The organism is Xanthomonas sp. NCPPB 3218, from assembly GCF_056725185.1.
Genome location: NZ_CM161516.1, coordinates 4753070 through 4773178 on the forward strand (window position 1 = coordinate 4753070; position 20109 = coordinate 4773178).

The following is a 20109-nucleotide window of genomic DNA, read 5'->3' on the forward strand; positions in this document are numbered from 1 at the left end:
GGTCATCAGTACTGATGACCGCTGCAGCCACGCAGCAGCAATGCTCCGTGGCGAGGCCTGCGCTCAGCCGTTGAGCAAACCCAGCACCACATCGCGTGGCAGCTTGCCGGTTTCGTTGCGTGGCAGGGCGGCGAGTTTGCGCAGGCGGCGCGGCAGGAACACCGGGTCGACGCTGATGCGCAGGGCGGCGAGGATCTGCGCTTCGTCCAGGGTCGGGGCGACCACCAGTGCGGCGATGCGGCCGACCGCCTGACCGGGCTCGGGTGCGAGCTGCACGATGGTGCCGTCGACGACGCCCGGGATGGCCAGCAGGCGACGGGTCAGATCGGCCAGCGAGGCGCGTTTGCCTGCGATTTCCAGCAGATCGGCCTGCCGGCCGCGCACCTGGAAGGTGCCGTCGGCAGCCACGTCCATCATGTCGGCCAGCAGCACCGGCGTGGCCAGATGCGGTGCGTGCACCAAGGTGCCTGCCGCCTGCGTTTCCAGGCGCACACCGGGCAGCGGTGTCCACGCCGCCTCCAGCGCGGTGCGGCGCACCGCGAACACGCAGGTTTCGGTGGAACCGAACATTTCGCGTACCTCGCCGCCAAACCGCGCTTCGGCGGCCGCGGCCACGTCCTGCGCCAACGGCGCGGTGGCCGAGACGATGCCGACCAGCGGCGGCAACGCCACGCCGGATTCGACCAGCGCGCGCAGGTGCACCGGCGTGGTCACCAGCACGCGCGGGGCAGGAATGTCCGACAGCGCGCGCGCCACATCGTCCGGAAAGAACGGGCGGCCCGCATGCACTGCAAGCTCGGTCACCATCGGCAGCAGCACCGACAGTTCCATGCCGTACATATGTTGCGGCGGCACCGTGGCGACCACGTGCGGCACCGCATCGGTGTGCGCCCACAGGCTTTCCAGCGCGACCAGATCCTGACGCGTACTGGTCAGGAAGCTGCCCCAGGTCTTGGGGTTGGGCTGCGGGCTGCCGGTGCTGCCGGAAGTGAAGCCGATAGCCACCAGGGCATCGTCGGCCAGCTGCGGAATCGGGCCTGCGGCCTGCGGCAACTCGGCCGGCAGCTGCCAATAGCGCGGCGGTGCCAGCTCCAGTGCCAGATCGCCCAGGCAGTAGGCATCGGCATGCCGCGCCTGCACCTCGCCAACCACGGCCGGCGCGCGCGAGGACGGCAGCAGCGACACCTGCCCGCGCAATGCGCACGCATAGAACGCGACCATGAAGCGATAGCGGTCTTCGCACAGATTCACCGCGTGGCGACCGTCCGGCAATTGCTGCGCCAGGCCATGCACGTGTGCAATGAAGGTGGCCAGATCGACCGACTGCCCCGCGCGCCAGGCCAGCGGCCGGCCGGACGCGCCGACGGCCATCGGGTGGGAAACGGCAGGAACAGGCAGGCTGGACATGAGAACCGGCAATCGCAAAAGCGCGCTAGCTTGGCCGCCACCTGCCCTGCTGGCAAGTCGGGAGGTTTCCGGCTGCGCCACGGAAGCGGCGGTCGGGAACCTTGGCAAGGCCCGTGCGCCAAGCGCATTCCAACTCATTGCAGCAGCGCATCGCACCTGGAGTGCATTGGCCGTCAAGCGCGTACGCCCGTGCGAGCCAATGCGCGCACAACCGCTTGTGGTCGCGTCCGCCACTCGTCCATGCCTTGCCTGTTCGATGACGTACTCGCCCCACCGCGCACATGACCTGTGGCCCAAGCCCCCGGCGGAAGCGAGCTGCTAGGCTTGTCCGCTCCTCGTTGCGTCCAGTTGTTACCGATGCCCAGATTGTTGCCGCTGTCCTTGTTGTTGCTGGCTGTCACCGCGCATGCGCAATCCGCCACACCGCTCACCATCGAACAGGTGATGGCCGATCCGGACTGGATCGGGCCGTCGGTGGATCAGGCCTGGTGGCAGTGGGACGGCAAACAGGTGCAATACCTGCTCAAGCGCGACGGTTCCCCGGTGCGCGACACCTATCGCCAGGGCGCCGGCGGCGGCAGCGCCGAACGCGTGGCCGACAACGCCCGCGCCGGCCTGGATGCGGATAACCCGAGCTACGACGCGACCCGCCAGCGCATGCTGTTCGCGCGCAATGGCGACATCTTCCTGCGCGATTTGCGTTCCGGCGCGCTGACCCAGCTGACCCGCAGCAACGAGGTCGAATCGCGGCCGCAATTTGCCAGCGATGGCGGCGCGATCTGGCGCGCGGGCAACAACTGGTACCACTGGCGCGCCGACGGCGGCACGGCGCAGGTTGCAATGGTCAAGGCCGAGCGCGATCCCAACGCTGCGCCCAAGGCCGATGTGTTGCGCGAGCAGCAGTTGGCCACGCTGGCCACGCTGCGGCGCGACCGTGAGCAGCGCGATGCGTTACGCACCCAGGAAGACGCCTGGCGCCGCGCCGATGCCACGCGTGCGGCAGCGCCGGTGTACCTGGGCGATGAGGTGGAGATCGTCGACAGCGCGTTGTCGCCGGACGGCCGCCACCTGCTGGTGGTCACCCAGGCCAAGGGTGCCGAAGAGGGCCAGGCCGGCAAGATGCCCAAGTACGTGACCGAATCCGGCTACGAGGAATTCCAGGAAGTGCGCACCCGCGTCGGTCGCAATGCGCCGGTGGCGCATGCGCTGTGGTTGGTCGATGTCAGCGCCGGCACTGCAAGACCGCTGTCCTTCGACACCCTGCCGGGTATCGCCACCGACCCGCTGGCCGCGCTGCGCAAGGCCGCCAAGCGCGACGCGCTCAAGGGCAACCGCGCCGTCCGTGTGGAAAGCGACGGCGACGGCAGCGGGCCGGCGGTGCACTGGAGCGACGACGGGCGCAACGTGGCGGTGGAGATTCGCGCGGTGGACAACAAGGACCGCTGGATCGCCAGCGTGGACCTGGCCAACGCCACGTTGCAGCCGCGGCACCGCCTGAGCGACAGCGCCTGGATCAACTGGGACTTCAACGATTTCGGCTGGCTGCCCGACAACCGCACGCTGTGGCTGCTGTCGGAAGAATCCGGCTATTCGCAGCTGTACACGGTGGAAGGCAATGGCAAGCCGCGCCAGCGCACGCGCGGCAAGTGGGAAGTGTCGATGCCGGTGCCCAGCGCCGACGGCAGCAGCATGTTCTTCCTGTGCAACCAGAAATGGCCGGGCGATTACGAGGTGTGCAAGCTGGATCTGCGCAGCGACCAGCTCAGCGAAGTCACTGCGTTGAATGGCGTGGAAGGCTTCAGCCTGTCGCCGAACGGGCAGCAACTGCTGGTGCGTTACTCAGGCAGCTACCTGCCACCGCAGCTGGCGGTGGTGCCGGCCGCAGGCGGCCAGGCCACGCTGCTGACCGACACCCGCACGCCCGCGTTCAAGGCGCAGCCGTGGATCGCACCGCAGTACGTGCAGGTACCGTCCAGGCATGGCGCCGGCACGGTCTGGGGCAAGTACTACGGGCCGCAGAACCCCGAGCCCGGCAAGCAGTATCCGATCGTGATGTTCGTGCACGGCGCGGGCTATCTGCAGAACGTCTCGCAGCGCTACACGCCGTACTTCCGCGAGCAGATGTTCCACAACCTGCTGGTGCAGCAGGGCTACATCGTGCTGGACCTGGACTACCGCGCCTCGGAAGGCTACGGCCGCGACTGGCGCACCGCGATCTACCGCAACATGGGCCACCCGGAGCTGGAAGACTATCTGGACGGGCTGGAGTGGCTGGTGACGCAGAAGCAGGGCGACCGCGCCCGCGCCGGCATCTACGGCGGCTCGTACGGCGGCTTCATGACCTACATGGCGCTGTTCCGCAGCCCCGGCACCTTCAAGGCCGGCGCGGCGCTGCGTCCGGTCGGTGACTGGATGCAGTACAACCACGAGTACACCTCCAACATCCTCAACACGCCCGAGCTCGATCCCGAGGCCTATAAGACCTCATCGCCGATCAACTACGCCGACGGACTGCGCGACCATCTGCTGATCGCGCACGGCATGATCGACGACAACGTGTTCTTCAAGGACTCGGTCGACATGACCCAGAAGTTGATGGAGCTGCACAAGGACAACTGGCAGGTGGCACCGTATCCGCTGGAACGCCATGGCTTTACGCGTGCCGATTCGTGGCTGGACGAATACAAGCGCATCCTCAAGCTGTTCAATGAGCAGGTGAAGCCGTAAGCCATGCCGCTGCGGCCGGGCGATGCGTGCTGCATCGCCCGGTCGATGACGTGGCGCGCGGCGCCGGCATCCCCATGCTGCAGCAAGCGACAGATCGCCCAGGTTGCACGCGTGATGCGCTGCCACGCTAGCCATCGCCATGCATCACCCTGCCCGGCACTCACCTGCACGTACGCAACTGGCCCTAAGCTTGGCGCAGGATCGGCAGACCGCTGGCGCATTGCGCTCCCCTTTGCCGGCCCGCCGCCCGACCGGAGCGCCGCCGGCACCGCAGCGGTTTCCGATTCGCGGCGCGCAGAAGGTAATTGCGATGGGCCTGTGGGACCGTTTGTTTGGACGCAAGACCCCGGTGGCGAAGACGCCCCGAGCCGAACCGACCGCAGTGCCGGCAGCTGCAGCGGATGACGCCGATACCGAGGTCCAGATCGACCCGGCACTGCAGCCCGCACTGAGCCTGTTCCAGCGCGGCGATCAGCTGGGCGCCTACAACGCTGCGCAAGCGCAGCTGCACCTGGGTGCCGACGCGCAACGTCTTTGCGCGTTGGCATTGAGCGCGCTGGACCGCTATCGCGAGGCATACCCGCACTGGCTGGCGCTATACGAACTGGAGCCTACCGCGCACAACGCATTGCAGTTGGCGACCACTTCGGTGATGTGCAACGAGATCGATCGTGGCGAACAGTGGTTGCTGACCTTCGACGATCTGAATGCGCAGGAGCGCTCTACCTCGCCGGCCACCGCACGCACCAGTTTCCTCACCGCGCTGACCCGCGCCGGTCACGGCGCGCACGCGTTGCCGCATCTGGAGTGGTTGCGCGAGGCCTACGCCGGCATGTCGATCACCGACAGCCACTTCCTCTACGTGCGCGGGCTGCCCTTCTTCGAAGCCTTCCTGGAGCGCAGCACACCGTTGTTGCGCCAGTGCCTGCCGGCCGACGCGCTGCCCGGTTGGTACGCGCAACTGCAGCCGGCCCTGGATCCGGATGGCCAGGCCGCCGTGGCCGCCCATATCGCATCGCTGCAATGAGCGCGCCGACACCGCGCCCTCGACCGCGCGGCGGCTTCGTCACGCCGCTGGCATGGGTGTCCCTGCTGCTGGGTGTCGTCAGTGCGATGTCCAACCTGCTGCAGATCGCGATGATCGTACTGATGCCCGACGCGGCGGCGCTGGGCTTGCCCGAAGGGATCAGCCTGCCCACCTCGTTGCAGTGGTTGATCGATCATGGGTTGTCATTGTCAGTCGTAGGCGTGGTGCTGTCGGTGGCATTTGCATGGTTGAGCTGGGCCTTGCTGCAGCGACGCGAGTGGGCGCGGGTCGGGTTCGTGGCGGTGTTGCTGGTGACCGCACTGCTCAATGTCGGTGGCCTGGCGTTGATCGGGCCGCTGTTCGAGGGCGTGCAGGCAATGCTGCCTGCCGATGTCGTGCACAGCCCCGAGTGGCCGCAGCTGCAGGCACGCCTGCAGGCAACCCGCCAGGCGGCGTTGCTGCTGACAGGCCTGGGCGTGCTGGCAATCGGCTGTCTCCACACAGCGCTGGCATGGCGGTTGTGCACGCCCGCAGTGCGCGCCGAATTTGCCGCCTCGCGCGGGCGCAACGCATGAGGGAATCGAGATCTTGAGCCGTGGCGACGGTTAAAAACGGCACGAGGCTTGAATCAAAGGTTCGGTGAGTCGAGGGCGCGATGCCCTCACCACTTCCGGGACACGCCGGGAATCCGTCTGTGGAGGCTTCCTGGCAGCATCCATGCCGCCAAGGGTCCCGGAACCGGTAAGGACACCGCACCGGTTACCGGTTGCTCTGTCGAAACCATGCACACCCACCATCGCGACGGGTCCTTGCCCGCCCACCGTCGCGGGACCTGACGCGGCATGGATGCCGCGTCAGCGCCTAAAGAGGGACGTACTTGCGGCGTGTCCTGCGATGGTGGGCGGGCAAGGGCCCTGCAGCCAACTCACGGCGTCGAGGGCGCGGCGAGGACACCGCACCGGTTACCGGTTGCTCTGTCGAAACCATGCACACCGACCATCTTGACAGGTCCTTGCCCGCCCACCCTCGCGGGACCTTACGCGGCATGGATGCCGCGTAAGAGCCTACAGGGACGTACTTGCGGCGTGTCCTGCGAGGGTGGGCGGGTAAGGGCCCTGCAGCCAGACCGCCGATCGCATGCCCTGCTTCTGCTTCCTCTTCCGCTTCTGCTGCTTCTGCCTCGCCCACACTGCCCGGTCCCAACTAGAAAACAGCCGGCATATGAATCCTGGCGTGGGACGACCCGGTAAAGCCCGGCTGGCCAAGCACCCGTTGCCTACACGCCGCAGCGCCTCGCCCTGCGACAAACGGGCGCGTTTGCCCGACTGCATGAAGCGCGATGCACCGCTTAGAATCGTGGCATGAACGAATTCGACCGTGTACGCGATTATTTGACCGGCCTGCAGGACCGTATCTGCGCTGCCGTGGAAGCCATCGATGGCAGCGCGCGTTTTGCCGAAGACCTGTGGCAGCGCGAGGAAGGCGGTGGCGGGCGCACCCGCATCCTGCGCGATGGCGCGGTGTTCGAGCAGGCCGGCATCGGGTTTTCGGACGTGTCCGGCTCGCGCCTGCCGCCTTCGGCCAGTGCGCACCGGCCAGAGCTGGCAGGGGCGACGTGGCGCGCCTGCGGCGTGTCGCTGGTGTTCCACCCGCACAACCCGCACATCCCCACCACCCACGCCAATGTGCGCTACTTCCGTGCCGAGCGCGATGGCGAGGTGGTGGCGGCCTGGTTCGGTGGCGGCTTCGATCTGACCCCGTTCTATCCGGTGGACGAAGACGTGCTGCACTGGCACCGCACCGCGCAGGCACTGTGCGCGCCATTCGGCGAGGAGCGCTATGCCGCGCACAAGCGCTGGTGCGACGAGTACTTCTTCCTGCGTCACCGCAACGAGACGCGTGGCGTGGGCGGGCTGTTCTTCGACGACCTGGGGCAGGATTTCGAACGCGACTTCGCCTACCAGCGCGCGGTTGGCGACGGCTTCCTGGATGCCTACCTGCCGATCGTCGAGCGCCGCAAGGACACGCCCTACGGCGAGCGTGAGCGCGAGTTCCAGCTCTACCGCCGCGGCCGCTACGTGGAATTCAACCTGGTCTACGACCGCGGCACCTTGTTCGGCCTGCAAAGTGGCGGGCGGGCCGAAAGCATCCTGATGAGCCTGCCCCCACGGGTGCGCTGGGAATACGGCTTTACGCCAGAACCGGGCAGCGCCGAGGCGCGGCTGATGGACTATCTGGTCCCGCGCGACTGGCTCGGTTGAATCGGTCAATTAAAAAAACGCAGCGCTAATGAAACGCTGTGTTGATCGATTGAGTTAATTCGACCTATTTAAATTTGTGATTTCCAGCGACGCCGGTGGAGCGTGCAATACGATGAACCGGTTATGTTGCGTAGCAAAATAATTGCAGGCCGGAAATAAAAAGCCCCGCAGACCAGGGGGAGGTCGGCGGGGCCAGGGAACGGAAACTTGGGGAGTAGTTTCCGCTCCGAGATCTGCTCCAGGGGATGGGAGAGATCTGCCGACAGGCATTGCGCCCGTCGAGGGATATAACACCATTTTCTACATTGATGGATCGTGAAGATAACTGTTAAAAATATGTAGAATTTAGCGGTTATTCATTCCATTGGCGCAGGCTCGATTCGTATTATGTCTGGTCTGCGCATTCAGCATATCCGCCTTATCTGCTGCGTCAGTGCGCCTCATCCCAGTTATCGCCAACGCCGGAATCGACCACCAGCGGCACGCGTAATTCGGCCGCGGCCGACATGCGCGTGGTCACTTCGCTCAGCAGCGTGTCGACGAAATCGGTCTCCGCTTCGAATACCAGTTCGTCGTGCACCTGCAGGATCATCAGCGCACGCTCGGCGTGGTCGGCGATCCAGCCGTCCACGCTGACCATGGCGCGCTTGATGATGTCGGCCGCGGTGCCCTGCATCGGTGCGTTGATGGCGGCACGCTCGGCGCCGGCGCGCTGGCCCTGGCTGCCGGCGTTGATGAAGTCCAGATACAGCCGGCGGCCGAACACCGTCTCCACGTAGCCCTTGTCGCGCGCCTGCTGGCGGGTGGTTTCCATGAAGTCGCGTACGCCCGGGTAGCGGCTGAAGTACAGCGCGATGTAGTCCTGCGCTTCGCCGCGGCCGATGCCGAGCTGGCGGGCCAGACCAAACGCGCTCATGCCGTACATCAGGCCGAAGTTGATCGCCTTGGCGGCGCGGCGCTCGTCGGCGCTGACGGTGTCGATGGTGCGGCCGAACACCTCGGCGGCGGTGGCGCGGTGCACGTCGGCGCCGGACTCGAACGCACCGACCAGGCCCGGGTCGCCGGACAGGTGCGCCATGATGCGCAGCTCGATCTGCGAATAATCGCAGGCGATCAGCTTGCGCCCGGCCGGGGCGACGAAGGCGCGGCGGATGCGGCGGCCGTCTTCGGTGCGGATCGGGATGTTCTGCAGGTTCGGATCGGACGAGGACAGCCGCCCGGTGGCCGCGCCGGCCTGGTGGTAGCTGGTGTGCACGCGCCCGGACTGCGGGTGGATCATTTCCGGCAGCTTGTCGGTGTAAGTGCTGCGCAGCTTGGTCAGGCCGCGGTATTCCAGGATCACCCGCGGCAACTCGTGCTGGTCGGCGATGGCTTCCAGCGCCTCTTCGTTGGTCGAAGGCTGGCCCTTGGGCGTCTTGACCACGGCGGGCAGCTTGAGCTCGTCGAACAGCAGCGCCTGCAGCTGCTTGGGCGAATCCAGGTTGAAGCTGCGCCCGGCCAGCTCGGTGGCCTTCTGCTGGGCGGCGAGCATGCGCTTGGACAGGTCCGCGCTCTGGCGGCGCAGTTCGGCCGCGTCCACGCACACGCCGTTGGCTTCGATGCGTGCCAGTACTTCCACCAGCGGCATCTCGATGTCGCGGTAGACCTGCTCCAGGCCCGGCTCGGCGGCCAGCCTGGGGCCGAGCACCTGGTGCAGGCGCAGGGTGATGTCGGCATCTTCGGCGGCGTAGCGGGTGGCGTCGTCCAGGCTGATCTGGGCGAACGGGATCTGCTTGGCGCCCTTGCCGCAGACGTCCTCGTACTTGACCGTGTCGTAGCCCAGGTAGCGCTTGGCCAGGCTGTCCATGTCGTGGCGGGCGCTGCCGGAATTGAGCACGAAGCTCTCCAGCAAGGTGTCGTCGCTGTAGCCGGCCAGGGCGATGCCGTGGCGGCGCATCACGTGCAGGTCGTACTTGCCGTGCTGGCCGAGCTTGCGCACCGCAGGGTCGGTGAGCAGCGGCGCCAGCTGCGCCAGCGCCTGGGCACGGTCGAGCTGGGCCGGGGCGCCGGGGAAGTTGTGGCCGAACGGCAGATACGCCGCCTGGCCGGGCTCGGCGGCCACGCTCAGGCCGATCAGGTCGGCCTGCAGCGGGTCCAGGCTGTCGGTTTCGGTATCGAAGGCGAACTGGCCGGCGGCGCGCAGGCGCGCGATCCAGCTGTCGAGCTGTTCCTGGGTCAGGATGGTGTCGTACTGGCCGGGCGCCGACAACGCGGGGTCCAGGTCCACCGGGGCGCTGGCCGGGCCGGACACGAAGCCGGTGCCGCGCGCGCGGCCGGGTTCGGTGCGGGCGCTGGCTGCGGCGGCTCCCAACGGCATCGGTTCGGTCGGCAGGCCGGCCTGGGCGGCTGCACCGCCGAGTTCGCGCAGCGCCTGGGTGAAGCCGTAGCGTGCGTACAGCACCGCCAGCGTTTCGGCGTTGGGCTCGCGCAGGTCCAGCGCGCGCGGGCCGCTGGCCAGGGTCACGTCGGTCTTGATGGTGACCAGTTCGCGGTTGAGCGGCAGCCGTGGCAATGCGGCGCGCAGGTTGTCGCCGATCTTGCCCTTGATCTTGTCGGCGTTGGCGATCACCCCATCGAGCGAATCGTATTCGGCCAGCCATTTGGCGGCGGTCTTGGGGCCGCACTTCTCCACGCCGGGCACGTTGTCCACGGTGTCGCCCATCAGCGCCAGCAGGTCGACGATCTGGTCGGGGCGCACGCCGAACTTGGCGATCACCGCCTCGTCCGAATCCATGCGGCTGCCGCTCATGGTGTTGACCAGTTCGATGCCCGGGCGGACCAGCTGGGCAAAGTCCTTGTCGCCGGTGGAGATGGTCACGCTCAGGCCGTCGGCGGCGGCCTGCAGGGCCAGCGTGCCGATCACGTCGTCGGCTTCCACGCCGTCGATGCGCAGGATGTCGATGCCCAGCGCATGCACGATGTCGCACATCGGCTGCACCTGCGCGCGCAGGTCGTCGGGCATCGACGGACGATTGGCCTTGTAGTCGGCATACAGATCGTCACGGAAGGTCTTGCCCGGCGCATCCACCACGAACGCGACGTAGGCCGGGCGTTCCTTCAGGGTGGCGCGCAGCATGTTGACCACGCCGAACAAGGCACCGGTGGGCTCGCCCTGGGCATTGGTCAGCGGCGGAAGCGCGTGGAACGCGCGGTACAGGTAACTGGACCCGTCGATCAGGACTAATCTGCTCATGCGCCAATTCTACGCTGCACGCTCACGCCACATCGTGCCGGCGCATACTTGCCGACGACCTAGAACGGATGACGACGATGAAGAGAGCGAGTCTTTTGCTGCTGCCGTTACTGCTGCTCGGCGGCTGCGCCACCACCTCCGGCGGTACTGCCGGCGACGGTATCCCCGCCGGTGCCGATGTCACCAGCAAGACCATGGGCAACGGCGACAAGATCGACGAGTACCGGGTCAACGGCCAGCTGGAAATGGTGCGGGTGACGCCTGCCCGCGGTGCGCCCTACTTCCTGTACGACCGCGACCACGACGGGCATACCGATGCGGAGAAGGACAAGGTCAACAAGGTGTATTGGAAGCTGTATAGCTGGTGATTCGGGAATCGGGAATCGGGAATCGGGAATCGTAGAGCGTAAGCCTGGCGGGTCTTGCGGCGCTGGTTTCGGTGACAGCCTAGTGCCGGGCGCGATGGCCCGCCGGTTTCGGTACGCCGCCGCATGGCGACAGGGATTGCCTGTGCTGTCGCCCTGCGGCAGCAGACGGCCGGCGGCACCTGGCCGGCCCGATACTTCATCTCAGCGTTGCGCCACCGACTCCATGGTTTCTGCGTTGGAGGTTGCGGCAAGCGCCTTGGCCGGGGCAACCAGTGCCAAGGTCTGGCGTGCGGCGCGCAAGGGTTGCTCGGCATCGCCATAGATGCCGGTCAGAATCTGCAATGCCTGCTGCGCGTGGTCGCGCGCGGCGGCCAGCTGGCCGAGCCTGCGCTCGGCTTCGGACAGGCCGCGCAGGATCTCGGCGGTCTGTGGATGCGCACGGCCCAGTACCCGCATGGACGACGCCAGCGACGCGCGCTGTTCGGCCAGCGAGGCATCCAGCTGACCACTGTCCAAGAGCCACAACGCATGGCTGCTGCGATAGCCGATGGTGGCCGGCGCATCGTCGCCGAACAGGGTGCGCGCGCGCTCCAGGACTGCGCGGTAATGCGGGCCGGCGTCGGCCAGCTTGCCCTGCTGCCGCAATGCGTGGGCCAGGTTGCTTTCCACCATCAAGGTGTCGGCGGCGTTGTCGCCGTAGAGCTTGCGGGTGAGGCGCAGCAACGAGGCCAGTTCGGTTTCGGCAGCGGCAAAGTCGCGTTGCATCAGCAGGAACACCGCCAGGCTGTTGCGCATCGACAGCACCAGCGGGTGCTCCGGCCCGCGCATGGCGATACGCTCGCGCAGCAGGCTGCGCTGCAGGGCGATCGCCGGCAGCAGCTGGCCGACGTCGGCCAGCAGGCCAGCATAGACATTGCCGGCATCGATGCGTTGATCGGCGGTGGTGGCGCCGTTGGCCAGCGCGGCGACATAGGCATGCCGGCCCTCTGCCATGGCATCGGCCATGCGGCCCTGGTCGCGCAACGCCCAGGCCAAGCGCGCGCGCATCTCGTTGCCCAGCGCCTGCTGTTCTGCATCGCCGCCTGCCGCCAGCGCGATGCTCTGGCGCAGCACGTGCTCGGACTCGCTGGCCTTGCCGGCGCCGGTCAGCGCCTGGCCAAGCATCGAGGCCGCTTTCAGGGCCGGCACGCTGGCCGCGCCCATGTGCTGCCGCGCCAAGGTCTGGGCGATGCGCAGATGCAGCACCGCCTGCGGATAGTCGCCCAGCGCGATCAGCGTGCGGCCCAGGGTCAGCTCCACCTGCGTACGAGCATCCGGCTGATCGGCCAACTCACGCGCGGCACGCTGCGAGGCCTGCTGCAGCACGCGCAGCATCAGCGTCTTGTCCAGATCCTGCGCAATGCCCGGGTCCACGCTGGACAGCACCGAACCCATGAAGTCGCCGGTGACCTGCGCGCGCTGCGCATCGCGCGCAGCGTGTTGCAGCGACCACAGTGTTGCACCCAGGCCGGCAACGAGCGCGATCGAAACAAGTGCAGCAGCCAGCACGCCGCTGCGATGGCGTTGGGTGAACTTGCGTAGCCGCAACCAGCCGCCGGCCTGCGACGCGCCTGGCGGATAACCATCCAGCCAACGGTGCAGATCCTCCAGCAAGGCCGACACCGACGCGTAGCGCGCGCCCGGTTCCGGCGCCAGCGCGCGCAGCACGATCGCATCCAGGCCATCGCGCAGCTGATCCTGCAGCTTGCCGTGGCTGGTCGCACGCGCCGCGCAGATTCGCGCGCGCGCATCGGCCGGCACCGCAGCCACCCGCTGCGATGGCGGCTGCGGCACGCCGTCGCGGTCTGCCACCGGAACCAGCCCGCAACTCAGTTCGTAGAACATCGCGCCCAGCGCATAGATGTCGCTGCGTGCGTCCACCTCCGGCGCGCCGCGCGCCTGTTCCGGGCTCATGTAGCCGGGCGTGCCGCGGCCATGCGCGGAGGTCATGCCGGGGTTGGACGCATCGACGGCGATGCCGAAATCGATCACGCCCGGCATCGGTCGCCCGTCGACCGCGCTGACCAGCACGTTACTCGGTTTGAGATCGCGATGGATCACGCCTTTCTGGTGCGCATGCTGCACCGCCTCGCCCACCCGCAGCATCAGCAGCACGCGCGCCTGCAGCGACAGCAGGTGCGCATCGCACCACCAGGTGATCGGCTCGCCGCGCAGATACTCCATCACCAGATACGGACGGCCGTGCGCATCGGTGCCCACGTCGTGGATCTGCGCGATCGCCGGGTGCACCATCTGCGCCAGCAGCCGGCATTCGAATTCGAACAAGGCGCGGCCCTGCGCATCCAGGGCTTCGGCGGCCACCAGCTTGATCGCCACCTCGCGCTCGTAGGCACCGTCGGCGCGATGGCCCAGATAGACCTGGCCCATGCCGCCGGCGCCGATCAGGCGGTCGATCGCCCAGGCACCAAAGCGCGTGCCGGCCGGCAGTTCCGGCAGCGGCGCGCGCAGTGCCGCGGCGGCCTGTTGCAACGGCGCACGCACGCGCAGCGTGGCCTGCGATTCCACCGCCAGCATCGCCAGCAACTCATCGCGCAGGACCGCATCGTCGCCGGCCTGCGCACGCGCGAATGCCTCGCGCGCCTCTACCGGCAGCTGACAGGCCTGATGGAACAAGGCCTCCAAGCGCTGCCAGGAGGTGGCGGCGCCGCTCACAGCTGCGCCGCCAGCCATACGCGCGCGAAGCGCAGATCGCGCTCCAGCGTCGGCACCGACACCTCCAGTTGCTCGGCCGCCTCGGCCACGCTGAAACCCACCAGCTCGGTCAGCGCGAAGGCCTTGGCCTTGCGCTCGTCCACCCGCGCCAGCTTGTCGAAGGCATCGGCGACCACCATCAAGGCCTCCGGCCGTGGCGTACCGTCGGACAGGCTGATCGTCAAGGTCACTGCCTGCCCCAGCCGCTTGGCGCTGGCATGGCGGCGCGCCAGATCCACCAGCAAATGGCGCATCTGCAGCGCCGCCACCGCATAGAAATGCGCGCGCGAGCGAAACGCCTGCTGGCCCTGCTCCAGCCGCATCCACGCCTCGTGCACCACCTCGGTCGCCTGCAGGCCGGCACGCACATCGCGCCGCAGCTCGCGCAACGCGGTGGCGCGCAGCACCTCGTAGACCTGCCGCGCCAATGCGTCGCCCGCGCCGGGCTCGTCGCGCTGCCAGGCCTGCAACAACTCGGTGATCGGCAGCTCGGACATCCGGTCCATCTCGCCTGCGTGGGAGCGCAGTATCCCGCATTGGCGACCGGGCAGGCACTTCAAAACCAAACGGTTTAGCTCGCCTGCCTGGTCCCCCAACCACGCGCGTCGGGCCGTCCGGGTCGGACAGCCACCACGGTGCGGGCTACCAGGTCGGCCCCTGACGGAAGAAGGCCACGCAGCCCGCCACCGTCAAGAAGCCATCCGCCCATGCGTGAGCGTGGCATTGCCGGTCTTGCCGGATGCCGGGCCGTAGATCCTGCCTTTCCACAGAGCCACGGCATCCACCAGTTCGCTGCGGATCAGCGTGCCTTCCATCGGGTTGTTGCGCTTGCCCGGATACGGATTGACGATATCGCTCCTTGCGCTACAGGGTTTTGCTCCTCACGACCCGGTATTGCGCTCTTCCGGCAGCGTCTCCTGCGCTGCATGCCTTCCAGTCCTTCCCCGCTGATGGGAGAAGGCACTGGACCGTCACGGATCCAACAGTCCGCTTGATGTGCGGCATGTGAGCTCTGTAGATCCCCGCTCAAAAAAGACTAGCTCAAGTTCAATGTCGAACCTTCTGCACCGGCACGGAACTGTTGCGCGCCGCCGCCCACGGCGGTGTAGACGATGGCAAAACTCTTCTTGACGTTGGGATCTGGGTCCCCGCCGAACGTCGCGTTGCTCACCGGGATCGCTGTGCCGCCGTTGTTGAGCAGCCACTGGCAGATCGAGGTGACGTCGTAACCGTTGTTGCCGGTCCCGTACATCGCACGCACGACGGTAAAACTGGGGTTGCTAGGCACCGGAATGGGCGTACTGGCAGTAGGCGGATTAGGCACCAGATCGATCTGGCCATTTTCCGCACAACCGAGCGCAATGGGATTCCCATTGTTCAACGCCGGATTCTTGTAAAGAATCGCAAAGTTTTTGACTGTGCCCGGATCGGGGTCGGTCCCGAAGAAGGTATTGCTTGCGGTGATATCGTCATTGCCTGTATCGACGCTACTCTGGCATAGCTGGGTGACATCGACTCCTGCATTGCCGGTACCGTATACAGCGGAAAGGATCGTGATCGCCATGATAAGTGCCCTTTTTTCGGGGCTGGGAAGGCTGCCCCGACTCGCCTCTCGCCATGGGCTGCCGGTCACCCGGCACCCTGGCACACCATTGACGCAGCCTGCAGCGACCCTGGATGCGCAACTCCGCATTCTTCGTCGGGTTTCCAGGACATCGTGACGCGGGTGGTGGCAACAGACGTGGGACTGACGCACAACGCACCCGGTTGCGGTCTAGCTCCTGCAGTGGCAAACAACCCTGAGTCGCTGGACGCCGCAGTCGTGAATGTCGCCAGAGCATGCACACCATTTGAGGCGGCGCCTGCACTCATGCCGCTTCCAACCTCTGCCACGTTCGCTCGACATCAGGGAGCAGATGGACACACCCACCGAGACAACATTTCAGGTCCTTGCCGGGATCGAGATGCATTGACGCCGGCCGCAATCGCGGCGTTGCGGCCGGCGCCTGGCCGACGTCCGGCAATCAGCTGCCTTTGATAAAGGCAATCGCCGGATCACTCGAGTTGTAGCGGACGTAGTGATCGCCGTTGCGATAGGTGTTGACCTGATAGCTATCGCCTGTCTTGTCGTAGAAATAGTAGTCGTAGTGCTCGGTGTTGCTGAAATACAGGATGTAGGCCCAGGTTCCGCCGTAGGCTCCGAGACTGTAGCGAGGAATCGCAGCAATCGATTTGACCTCTGCGGTGGTATCGGTCCAGTTGTTTCCGGTCAGCGGCCAAGCGACCGCAATGCCGAAATCTTTCTTCGCTTCTTCACCTGCAGCATCCGCTGGCACCGTCTCCTGGTTGCTGCCGCGAAACCCGACCTGATAGGGAATGCCCTTGTCACTGACGGCGTCGGTCCATTCGATGCCGGATTCATCCTGCAGATGTGGCGATGCAATGCTCATTCTTTTTCTCCTGGTGGCAAACCAACACAATGTGTTCCGGCTGGAACACAGCTACGACCTGGAAACGACGACGCTGGCGCTGCCAACGCGTCCGGATTCCGGGTCAACGCCGGGCCGGCACGCCACGCACGGCGAGCTGCCTGGTGGCTGCGGGCAAAACGATTGAATGCCGCGAGCGGGCTGCCGACGCGGCTGCACGCACGGAAGCTCCACGCTGCGCGTGCGCATAGATCCGCTAGCCGCCCTATGTCCAGCGGCTGGCGACCCAGTCACGCGTCTGTTTCCAGGCATCTGTCTGCAGGTAAGCCTGGGTCTGGCTGGCCAGATCGGCGACATGCTTCCAGTCATCCAGTGCGTAGGGATGTTGCAGCTCGACATTGGCGCGCCTGAAGTTGCCGGCCAGCACCTGCTCGGCCTGGATGCTTGCAAGCTCGGCCGTCGCGTCCATGGTCAGATTCAGCAACGGCATGGCCGGGACCGGGCCGCTGGCCCAGGGATGCAGCCAGGACGTTGCGCCCCAGCCCAGCGGATTACCGATCGCGGCGGCCGGAATTCCTTGCGGGCTGCTGCCGGTTCCAAGCGACAGCAGCTGGATATCGCCGATGTTGGTCACCTGGCCGCTGGCGATGGCCTCGGCCACTGCGGTCATTGCCGGATTGTTGGCGAACACGCCGCCGTCGGCGAAGAAACCGTAATCCTCGTTCGTGCCGGCGATCCGATAAGGCGGGAAGTAGGTTGGCGCGGCAGACGTCGCCAATGCGGCATCGACCATGCTGATCTGCCTGTACGCATTGTTGGCGCCGTTGGAGAACGTGGCAGGCATCCAGTTTGCACTGCTCGCATCCCACAGGCGTGCGGCGTTGACGACGACGAGGCGCTGCGCTTGTGCAAGTTGCGTTGTACCCAAGAGACCGCTTGCGATCTGGATCAAGCCATCATTCTTGTACTGACTGCTGAAGAAGCCCGGCCCGCTGCCCAGTGCCGCATCCACCCTTTGCCGTTGCACCTGCGCCTGTTGATCGAGCAACCACCCATTGGGTTCGAAAATGCTGGCGCCCTTGGTCATGTACATCTCGATGATCGTGCCGATCGGGACGTTTTTCACCAATGCCAGCGCAAGCAGGCCGCCAGTGGAAGTGCCGGCAAAGCAATTGGCGTGGCTGAGGATACTGCTGTGTTGATCCAGGTCCTGGATGAGGATCGCGGTGATCAGGCCGCGAATTCCGCCGCCATCGCAACTGATGATATTGAACGACATTGAAGTCTCCTGCAGAGCGGGCACTGGCTTGAAACGTGTGCGGCAAAGGCGGCAAGAACAAGCTGTCCGACTGCCCGTCCAGCGCGCGATACCGTTGGCTGTCGGGATCAATCGCAGGTGTGCGGAAGTGATTGCGACGGCTGTTGCGTCTACCGTTGCACCACCTTAGAAGCGGCTCCGCCAACCACCCGACAAATCGTCTCGCGACATCGAGCATGTGATCTGCGACCGCTTTTGCTGCGGGTCGTCGGGCCGTGGTGCCCTCGGTATTCGCTTGGCGACCGGCATCGCGCTGCAGGATTTGTCCGTTCGACGCGGCGAATCAGTGCGACCCCACGCAACCCCGTGCCGGCCGTTGCCAGCCCAGATCTCGATGCGATGCCATTGGCTCCGCATCAGCCACCACACCGACGCGTAGGCCGGGCCAGGCGCTTCCAGTGTCGCGGTGCAGCGAGGAAAGGACCGGGCGATCGATCTGGACTGCGGTCGATCGCACCAATGCGTGACGCAGCACCGGGTTCACGACAGGCAATGATGGGTTGGCGCCGCTTTTCTCGGTTGACCAGATGACAGGCCCCGGGGAGTGGGCCGCAGGCAGCACCCGCATGAGCAACACCAACTATTACGGCGCCATCGTCCCGCAGGCATCGGCATCGGTGCAGGCGCATGCGCCACTGATGAGCGGTCTGCTGGCCTACATCGAGCAGCACATCGGCGAGGCCGAGCTCGGTACCGAGTCCCTGCAGCAGGCGTTCGGGCTGTCGCGTGCGTCGTTGTACCGGCTGTTCCAGTCGCGCGGGGGCGTGGCCAGCTATATCCGCGAGCAGCGCCTGTACGCCGCGTACCGTTACCTGCAAGCCTACCCGGAGTGCAGCCTGACCTGGCTGCTATATGAGATGGGCTTTGCGTCGGAGCGGCAGTTCCAACGCTGTTTCCAGCAGCGTTTCGGCATGCCGCCGATGCACTGGCGCCGCCAGTGCCGCGCCGCGCCGCCGACGCATGCGCCACGCCGCGGACACTACATTCCGGTGGGGCGCTTCCTGCGCGAGCTCAACCAGCACGTACGCCGGGACGACGCGCCGGTGCGTGCCGGCCTGCCACCGGTGCGCCCCGCTCCCTTGCATACCGACGCGTTACGGCGTCTTGCACAGCCGGCACCAATGGAAAACTGACCTCCAATTCGCAATCCGCGTAGGAGCGCGCCTGAGCGCGATGAGGCTTTACCGATAACGCCCCGTCGCGCTCAGGCGCGCTCCTACGAGAGATTGTGCGACTTGGAACGTAGGACGCTTTGCATCTGCTCTGGCGCAGCAAAACATCCAACGATCAGCGGATCACCAGCACCGGGATCGAACTGTGCGTCAGCACCTCCACCGTCTGGCTGCCGAGCAGCATGCGGCGCATGCCACGGCGGCCGTGCGAGGTCATGATGATCAGATCGCTGTTGCACTCCTTGGCGGTCTGCACGATGCCTTCGGCGGCGAAGCGGTCCAGCACGTGGCGCGACGTGGCCTTGATATTGGCCGCAGCCGCCAGCTCCAGCGCCGGGCGCAGGATCTTCTCTGCGGCAGCTTCGCGTTCCTTGCGGTACTCCGGACTTGCCTCGTAGCCCACGCTCCAGCCCATCGCGTCGTACATGCCCATGGCCCACGGCTCGGACACGGTGACGATATCCACCTTGGCACCGGTGGCCTTGGCCAATTCCAGGCCTTGGAACAAACCGCGATGCGACAACTCGGACGCATCGATGGCGATCAGGATACGTTTGTACATGGTGACCTCCTTGGATGACCGGCCTGGCTGCCGGCGCACTCAGCCTGACAGTGCGCTGCGGTACACGCATTGATGCGCATCAATGCGGCCACGCGGCGTGCTGCAACACTCAGTCGGTTGGCGCGGCATCGGCAGCGTCGCGGCTTGCGCGTACGCGCGCCGGATTGCCCAGCGCGATCGCGCCGGCCGGCACGTCGCGGGTGACCACCGCACCGGCGCCGATCACCGCGCCGTCGCCGATGCACACGCCCGGCAGGATGATCGCACCGCCACCGATCCACACGTTGCGCCCGATGCGGATCGGCCGCCCGAACTCCAGCCCGCTGGCGCGGCCTGCCGCGTCGCGCGGATGGTCGGCGGCATAGAACTGCACCGCAGGGCCCACCTGCGTGCCCTCGCCGATGCTGACCTCGCAGACATCCAGGATCACGCAATTGAAGTTGAGGAACACGCCCGCGCCCAGACGAATGTTGTAGCCGTAGTCGCAGTGGAACGGCGGGCGGATCACCGCGCCTTCGCCCACCTCGGCCAACCGCTCGACCAGCAGCGCGTGCCGTTGGGCGGGCGGCTGCGCGGCACAGGCGTTGTAGCGCGCCATCCAGTCGGCGGCTGCAGCCTGGTCGGCCTGCAATTCGTCATCGGCAGCGTTATAGAGCTCGCCTGCCAGCATCTTGTGTTTTTCGGTGCGCATCGGGCCGTGGATCTCTGGACGTTCGATTCGAACGCAAGGGTGTCACGGATGCCGCGGGGAATGCATCGGGCGATGCACCAATACTGGCCAGCGGCGTGTTGGCGACGAACACGCCGCCCCGGCCGGATCCGGGCGCGTAATCCCTGCCGCGCATTGCCCGGCGA

The 20109-nt window shown here is 66.3% G+C and carries 17 protein-coding genes; 7 read left to right on the forward strand and 10 right to left on the reverse strand.

Annotated elements, in window-relative coordinates; genetic code table 11:
* Positions 1–63 precede the first annotated feature (63 nt).
* Positions 64–1407, reverse strand: coding sequence for an AMP-binding protein (locus AC1PLS_RS20010; protein ID WP_184434916.1), 1344 nt, complete (start codon positions 1405–1407; stop codon positions 64–66).
* Between the two features lie 366 nt (positions 1408–1773).
* On the opposite strand from AC1PLS_RS20010, the gene AC1PLS_RS20015 reads away from it, so the two are divergent.
* From AC1PLS_RS20015 to hemF, 4 genes are all read left to right on the forward strand, one after another.
* Complete coding sequence (locus AC1PLS_RS20015; protein WP_184435022.1) at positions 1774–4134, forward strand: S9 family peptidase; 2361 nt, start codon at positions 1774–1776, stop codon at positions 4132–4134.
* Positions 4135–4444: 310 nt separating this feature from the next.
* Positions 4445–5161, forward strand: a complete 717-nt coding sequence (locus AC1PLS_RS20020) for a hypothetical protein (protein ID WP_184434919.1) — start codon at positions 4445–4447, stop codon at positions 5159–5161.
* On the forward strand, positions 5158–5736 hold the full coding sequence (locus AC1PLS_RS20025) for a hypothetical protein (protein WP_184434922.1): 579 nt from the start codon (positions 5158–5160) through the stop codon (positions 5734–5736). Before AC1PLS_RS20020 ends, AC1PLS_RS20025 begins: the two co-directional genes overlap by 4 nt.
* A gap of 786 nt (positions 5737–6522) precedes the next feature.
* Positions 6523–7422: an oxygen-dependent coproporphyrinogen oxidase gene (hemF, locus tag AC1PLS_RS20030; RefSeq protein WP_024937543.1), complete on the forward strand. Its 900-nt coding sequence runs from the start codon at positions 6523–6525 to the stop codon at positions 7420–7422.
* 430 nt (positions 7423–7852) lie between these two features.
* Here hemF and polA read toward each other — a convergent pair whose 3' ends face one another.
* Entirely contained in the window at positions 7853–10654 is a 2802-nt protein-coding gene (polA, locus tag AC1PLS_RS20035; RefSeq protein ID WP_481103995.1) for a DNA polymerase I, read from the reverse strand.
* A 77-nt stretch (positions 10655–10731) separates the two neighbouring features.
* Between polA and AC1PLS_RS20040 the strand changes: the two genes are divergently transcribed.
* A complete protein-coding gene (locus AC1PLS_RS20040) occupies positions 10732–11022 on the forward strand; it encodes a DUF2782 domain-containing protein (protein WP_104553162.1) in 291 nt (96 codons plus the stop codon).
* 201 nt (positions 11023–11223) lie between these two features.
* On the opposite strand, the gene AC1PLS_RS20045 is transcribed toward AC1PLS_RS20040, so the two are convergent.
* The 5 genes from AC1PLS_RS20045 to AC1PLS_RS20065 form a co-directional block, all read right to left on the reverse strand.
* Positions 11224–13752 carry a serine/threonine-protein kinase gene (locus AC1PLS_RS20045; RefSeq protein ID WP_481103996.1) on the reverse strand — a complete coding sequence of 843 codons (2529 nt, stop codon included), beginning with the start codon at positions 13750–13752 and terminating at the stop codon, positions 11224–11226.
* Entirely contained in the window at positions 13731–14270 is a 540-nt protein-coding gene (gene ecfK, locus AC1PLS_RS20050; RefSeq protein ID WP_184435025.1) for an ECF-type sigma factor EcfK, read from the reverse strand. Before ecfK ends, AC1PLS_RS20045 begins: the two co-directional genes overlap by 22 nt.
* Positions 14271–14462: 192 nt before the next feature.
* A complete protein-coding gene (locus AC1PLS_RS20055) occupies positions 14463–14588 on the reverse strand; it encodes a hypothetical protein (protein WP_184551855.1) in 126 nt (41 codons plus the stop codon).
* Between the two features lie 221 nt (positions 14589–14809).
* Complete coding sequence (locus AC1PLS_RS20060; RefSeq protein ID WP_146010821.1) at positions 14810–15337, reverse strand: hypothetical protein; 528 nt, start codon at positions 15335–15337, stop codon at positions 14810–14812.
* A 460-nt stretch (positions 15338–15797) separates the two neighbouring features.
* On the reverse strand, positions 15798–16223 hold the full coding sequence (locus AC1PLS_RS20065) for a hypothetical protein (protein ID WP_024937547.1): 426 nt from the start codon (positions 16221–16223) through the stop codon (positions 15798–15800).
* On the opposite strand from AC1PLS_RS20065, the gene AC1PLS_RS20070 reads away from it, so the two are divergent.
* A complete protein-coding gene (locus AC1PLS_RS20070; protein WP_155758421.1) occupies positions 16216–16389 on the forward strand; it encodes a hypothetical protein in 174 nt (57 codons plus the stop codon). The genes AC1PLS_RS20065 and AC1PLS_RS20070 overlap by 8 nt on opposite strands.
* A gap of 78 nt (positions 16390–16467) precedes the next feature.
* Here AC1PLS_RS20070 and AC1PLS_RS20075 read toward each other — a convergent pair whose 3' ends face one another.
* Positions 16468–17481 carry a patatin-like phospholipase family protein gene (locus AC1PLS_RS20075; protein ID WP_481103997.1) on the reverse strand — a complete coding sequence of 338 codons (1014 nt, stop codon included), beginning with the start codon at positions 17479–17481 and terminating at the stop codon, positions 16468–16470.
* 539 nt (positions 17482–18020) lie between these two features.
* Between AC1PLS_RS20075 and tagK the strand changes: the two genes are divergently transcribed.
* On the forward strand, positions 18021–18653 hold the full coding sequence (gene tagK, locus AC1PLS_RS20080) for a transcriptional regulator TagK (RefSeq protein WP_184434931.1): 633 nt from the start codon (positions 18021–18023) through the stop codon (positions 18651–18653).
* Between the two features lie 154 nt (positions 18654–18807).
* Here tagK and AC1PLS_RS20085 read toward each other — a convergent pair whose 3' ends face one another.
* Both AC1PLS_RS20085 and AC1PLS_RS20090 read right to left on the reverse strand, forming a co-directional pair.
* Positions 18808–19254: a universal stress protein gene (locus AC1PLS_RS20085; RefSeq protein ID WP_016902734.1), complete on the reverse strand. Its 447-nt coding sequence runs from the start codon at positions 19252–19254 to the stop codon at positions 18808–18810.
* A gap of 109 nt (positions 19255–19363) precedes the next feature.
* Complete coding sequence (locus AC1PLS_RS20090) at positions 19364–19945, reverse strand: sugar O-acetyltransferase (RefSeq protein WP_126966205.1); 582 nt, start codon at positions 19943–19945, stop codon at positions 19364–19366.
* Positions 19946–20109 lie beyond the last annotated feature (164 nt).

Bases quoted from the DNA above. Each gene is read 5' to 3' on its own strand.
- AC1PLS_RS20040 (WP_104553162.1), top strand. From the start codon at position 10,732: ATGAAGAGAGCGAGTCTTTTGCTGCTGCCGTTACTGCTGCTCGGCGGC.
- AC1PLS_RS20065 (WP_024937547.1), bottom strand. From the start codon at position 16,223: ATGAGCATTGCATCGCCACATCTGCAGGATGAATCCGGCATCGAATGG.
- AC1PLS_RS20075 (WP_481103997.1), bottom strand. From the start codon at position 17,481: ATGTCGTTCAATATCATCAGTTGCGATGGCGGCGGAATTCGCGGCCTG.
- AC1PLS_RS20010 (WP_184434916.1), bottom strand. From the start codon at position 1,407: ATGTCCAGCCTGCCTGTTCCTGCCGTTTCCCACCCGATGGCCGTCGGC.
- AC1PLS_RS20025 (WP_184434922.1), top strand. From the start codon at position 5,158: ATGAGCGCGCCGACACCGCGCCCTCGACCGCGCGGCGGCTTCGTCACG.
- ecfK (WP_184435025.1), bottom strand. From the start codon at position 14,270: ATGTCCGAGCTGCCGATCACCGAGTTGTTGCAGGCCTGGCAGCGCGAC.
- AC1PLS_RS20045 (WP_481103996.1), bottom strand. From the start codon at position 13,752: ATGGCTGGCGGCGCAGCTGTGAGCGGCGCCGCCACCTCCTGGCAGCGC.
- AC1PLS_RS20020 (WP_184434919.1), top strand. From the start codon at position 4,445: ATGGGCCTGTGGGACCGTTTGTTTGGACGCAAGACCCCGGTGGCGAAG.
- AC1PLS_RS20090 (WP_126966205.1), bottom strand. From the start codon at position 19,945: ATGCGCACCGAAAAACACAAGATGCTGGCAGGCGAGCTCTATAACGCT.
- polA (WP_481103995.1), bottom strand. From the start codon at position 10,654: ATGAGCAGATTAGTCCTGATCGACGGGTCCAGTTACCTGTACCGCGCG.
- AC1PLS_RS20055 (WP_184551855.1), bottom strand. From the start codon at position 14,588: ATGGAAGGCACGCTGATCCGCAGCGAACTGGTGGATGCCGTGGCTCTG.
- AC1PLS_RS20070 (WP_155758421.1), top strand. From the start codon at position 16,216: ATGCTCATTCTTTTTCTCCTGGTGGCAAACCAACACAATGTGTTCCGG.
- AC1PLS_RS20085 (WP_016902734.1), bottom strand. From the start codon at position 19,254: ATGTACAAACGTATCCTGATCGCCATCGATGCGTCCGAGTTGTCGCAT.
- AC1PLS_RS20060 (WP_146010821.1), bottom strand. From the start codon at position 15,337: ATGGCGATCACGATCCTTTCCGCTGTATACGGTACCGGCAATGCAGGA.
- hemF (WP_024937543.1), top strand. From the start codon at position 6,523: ATGAACGAATTCGACCGTGTACGCGATTATTTGACCGGCCTGCAGGAC.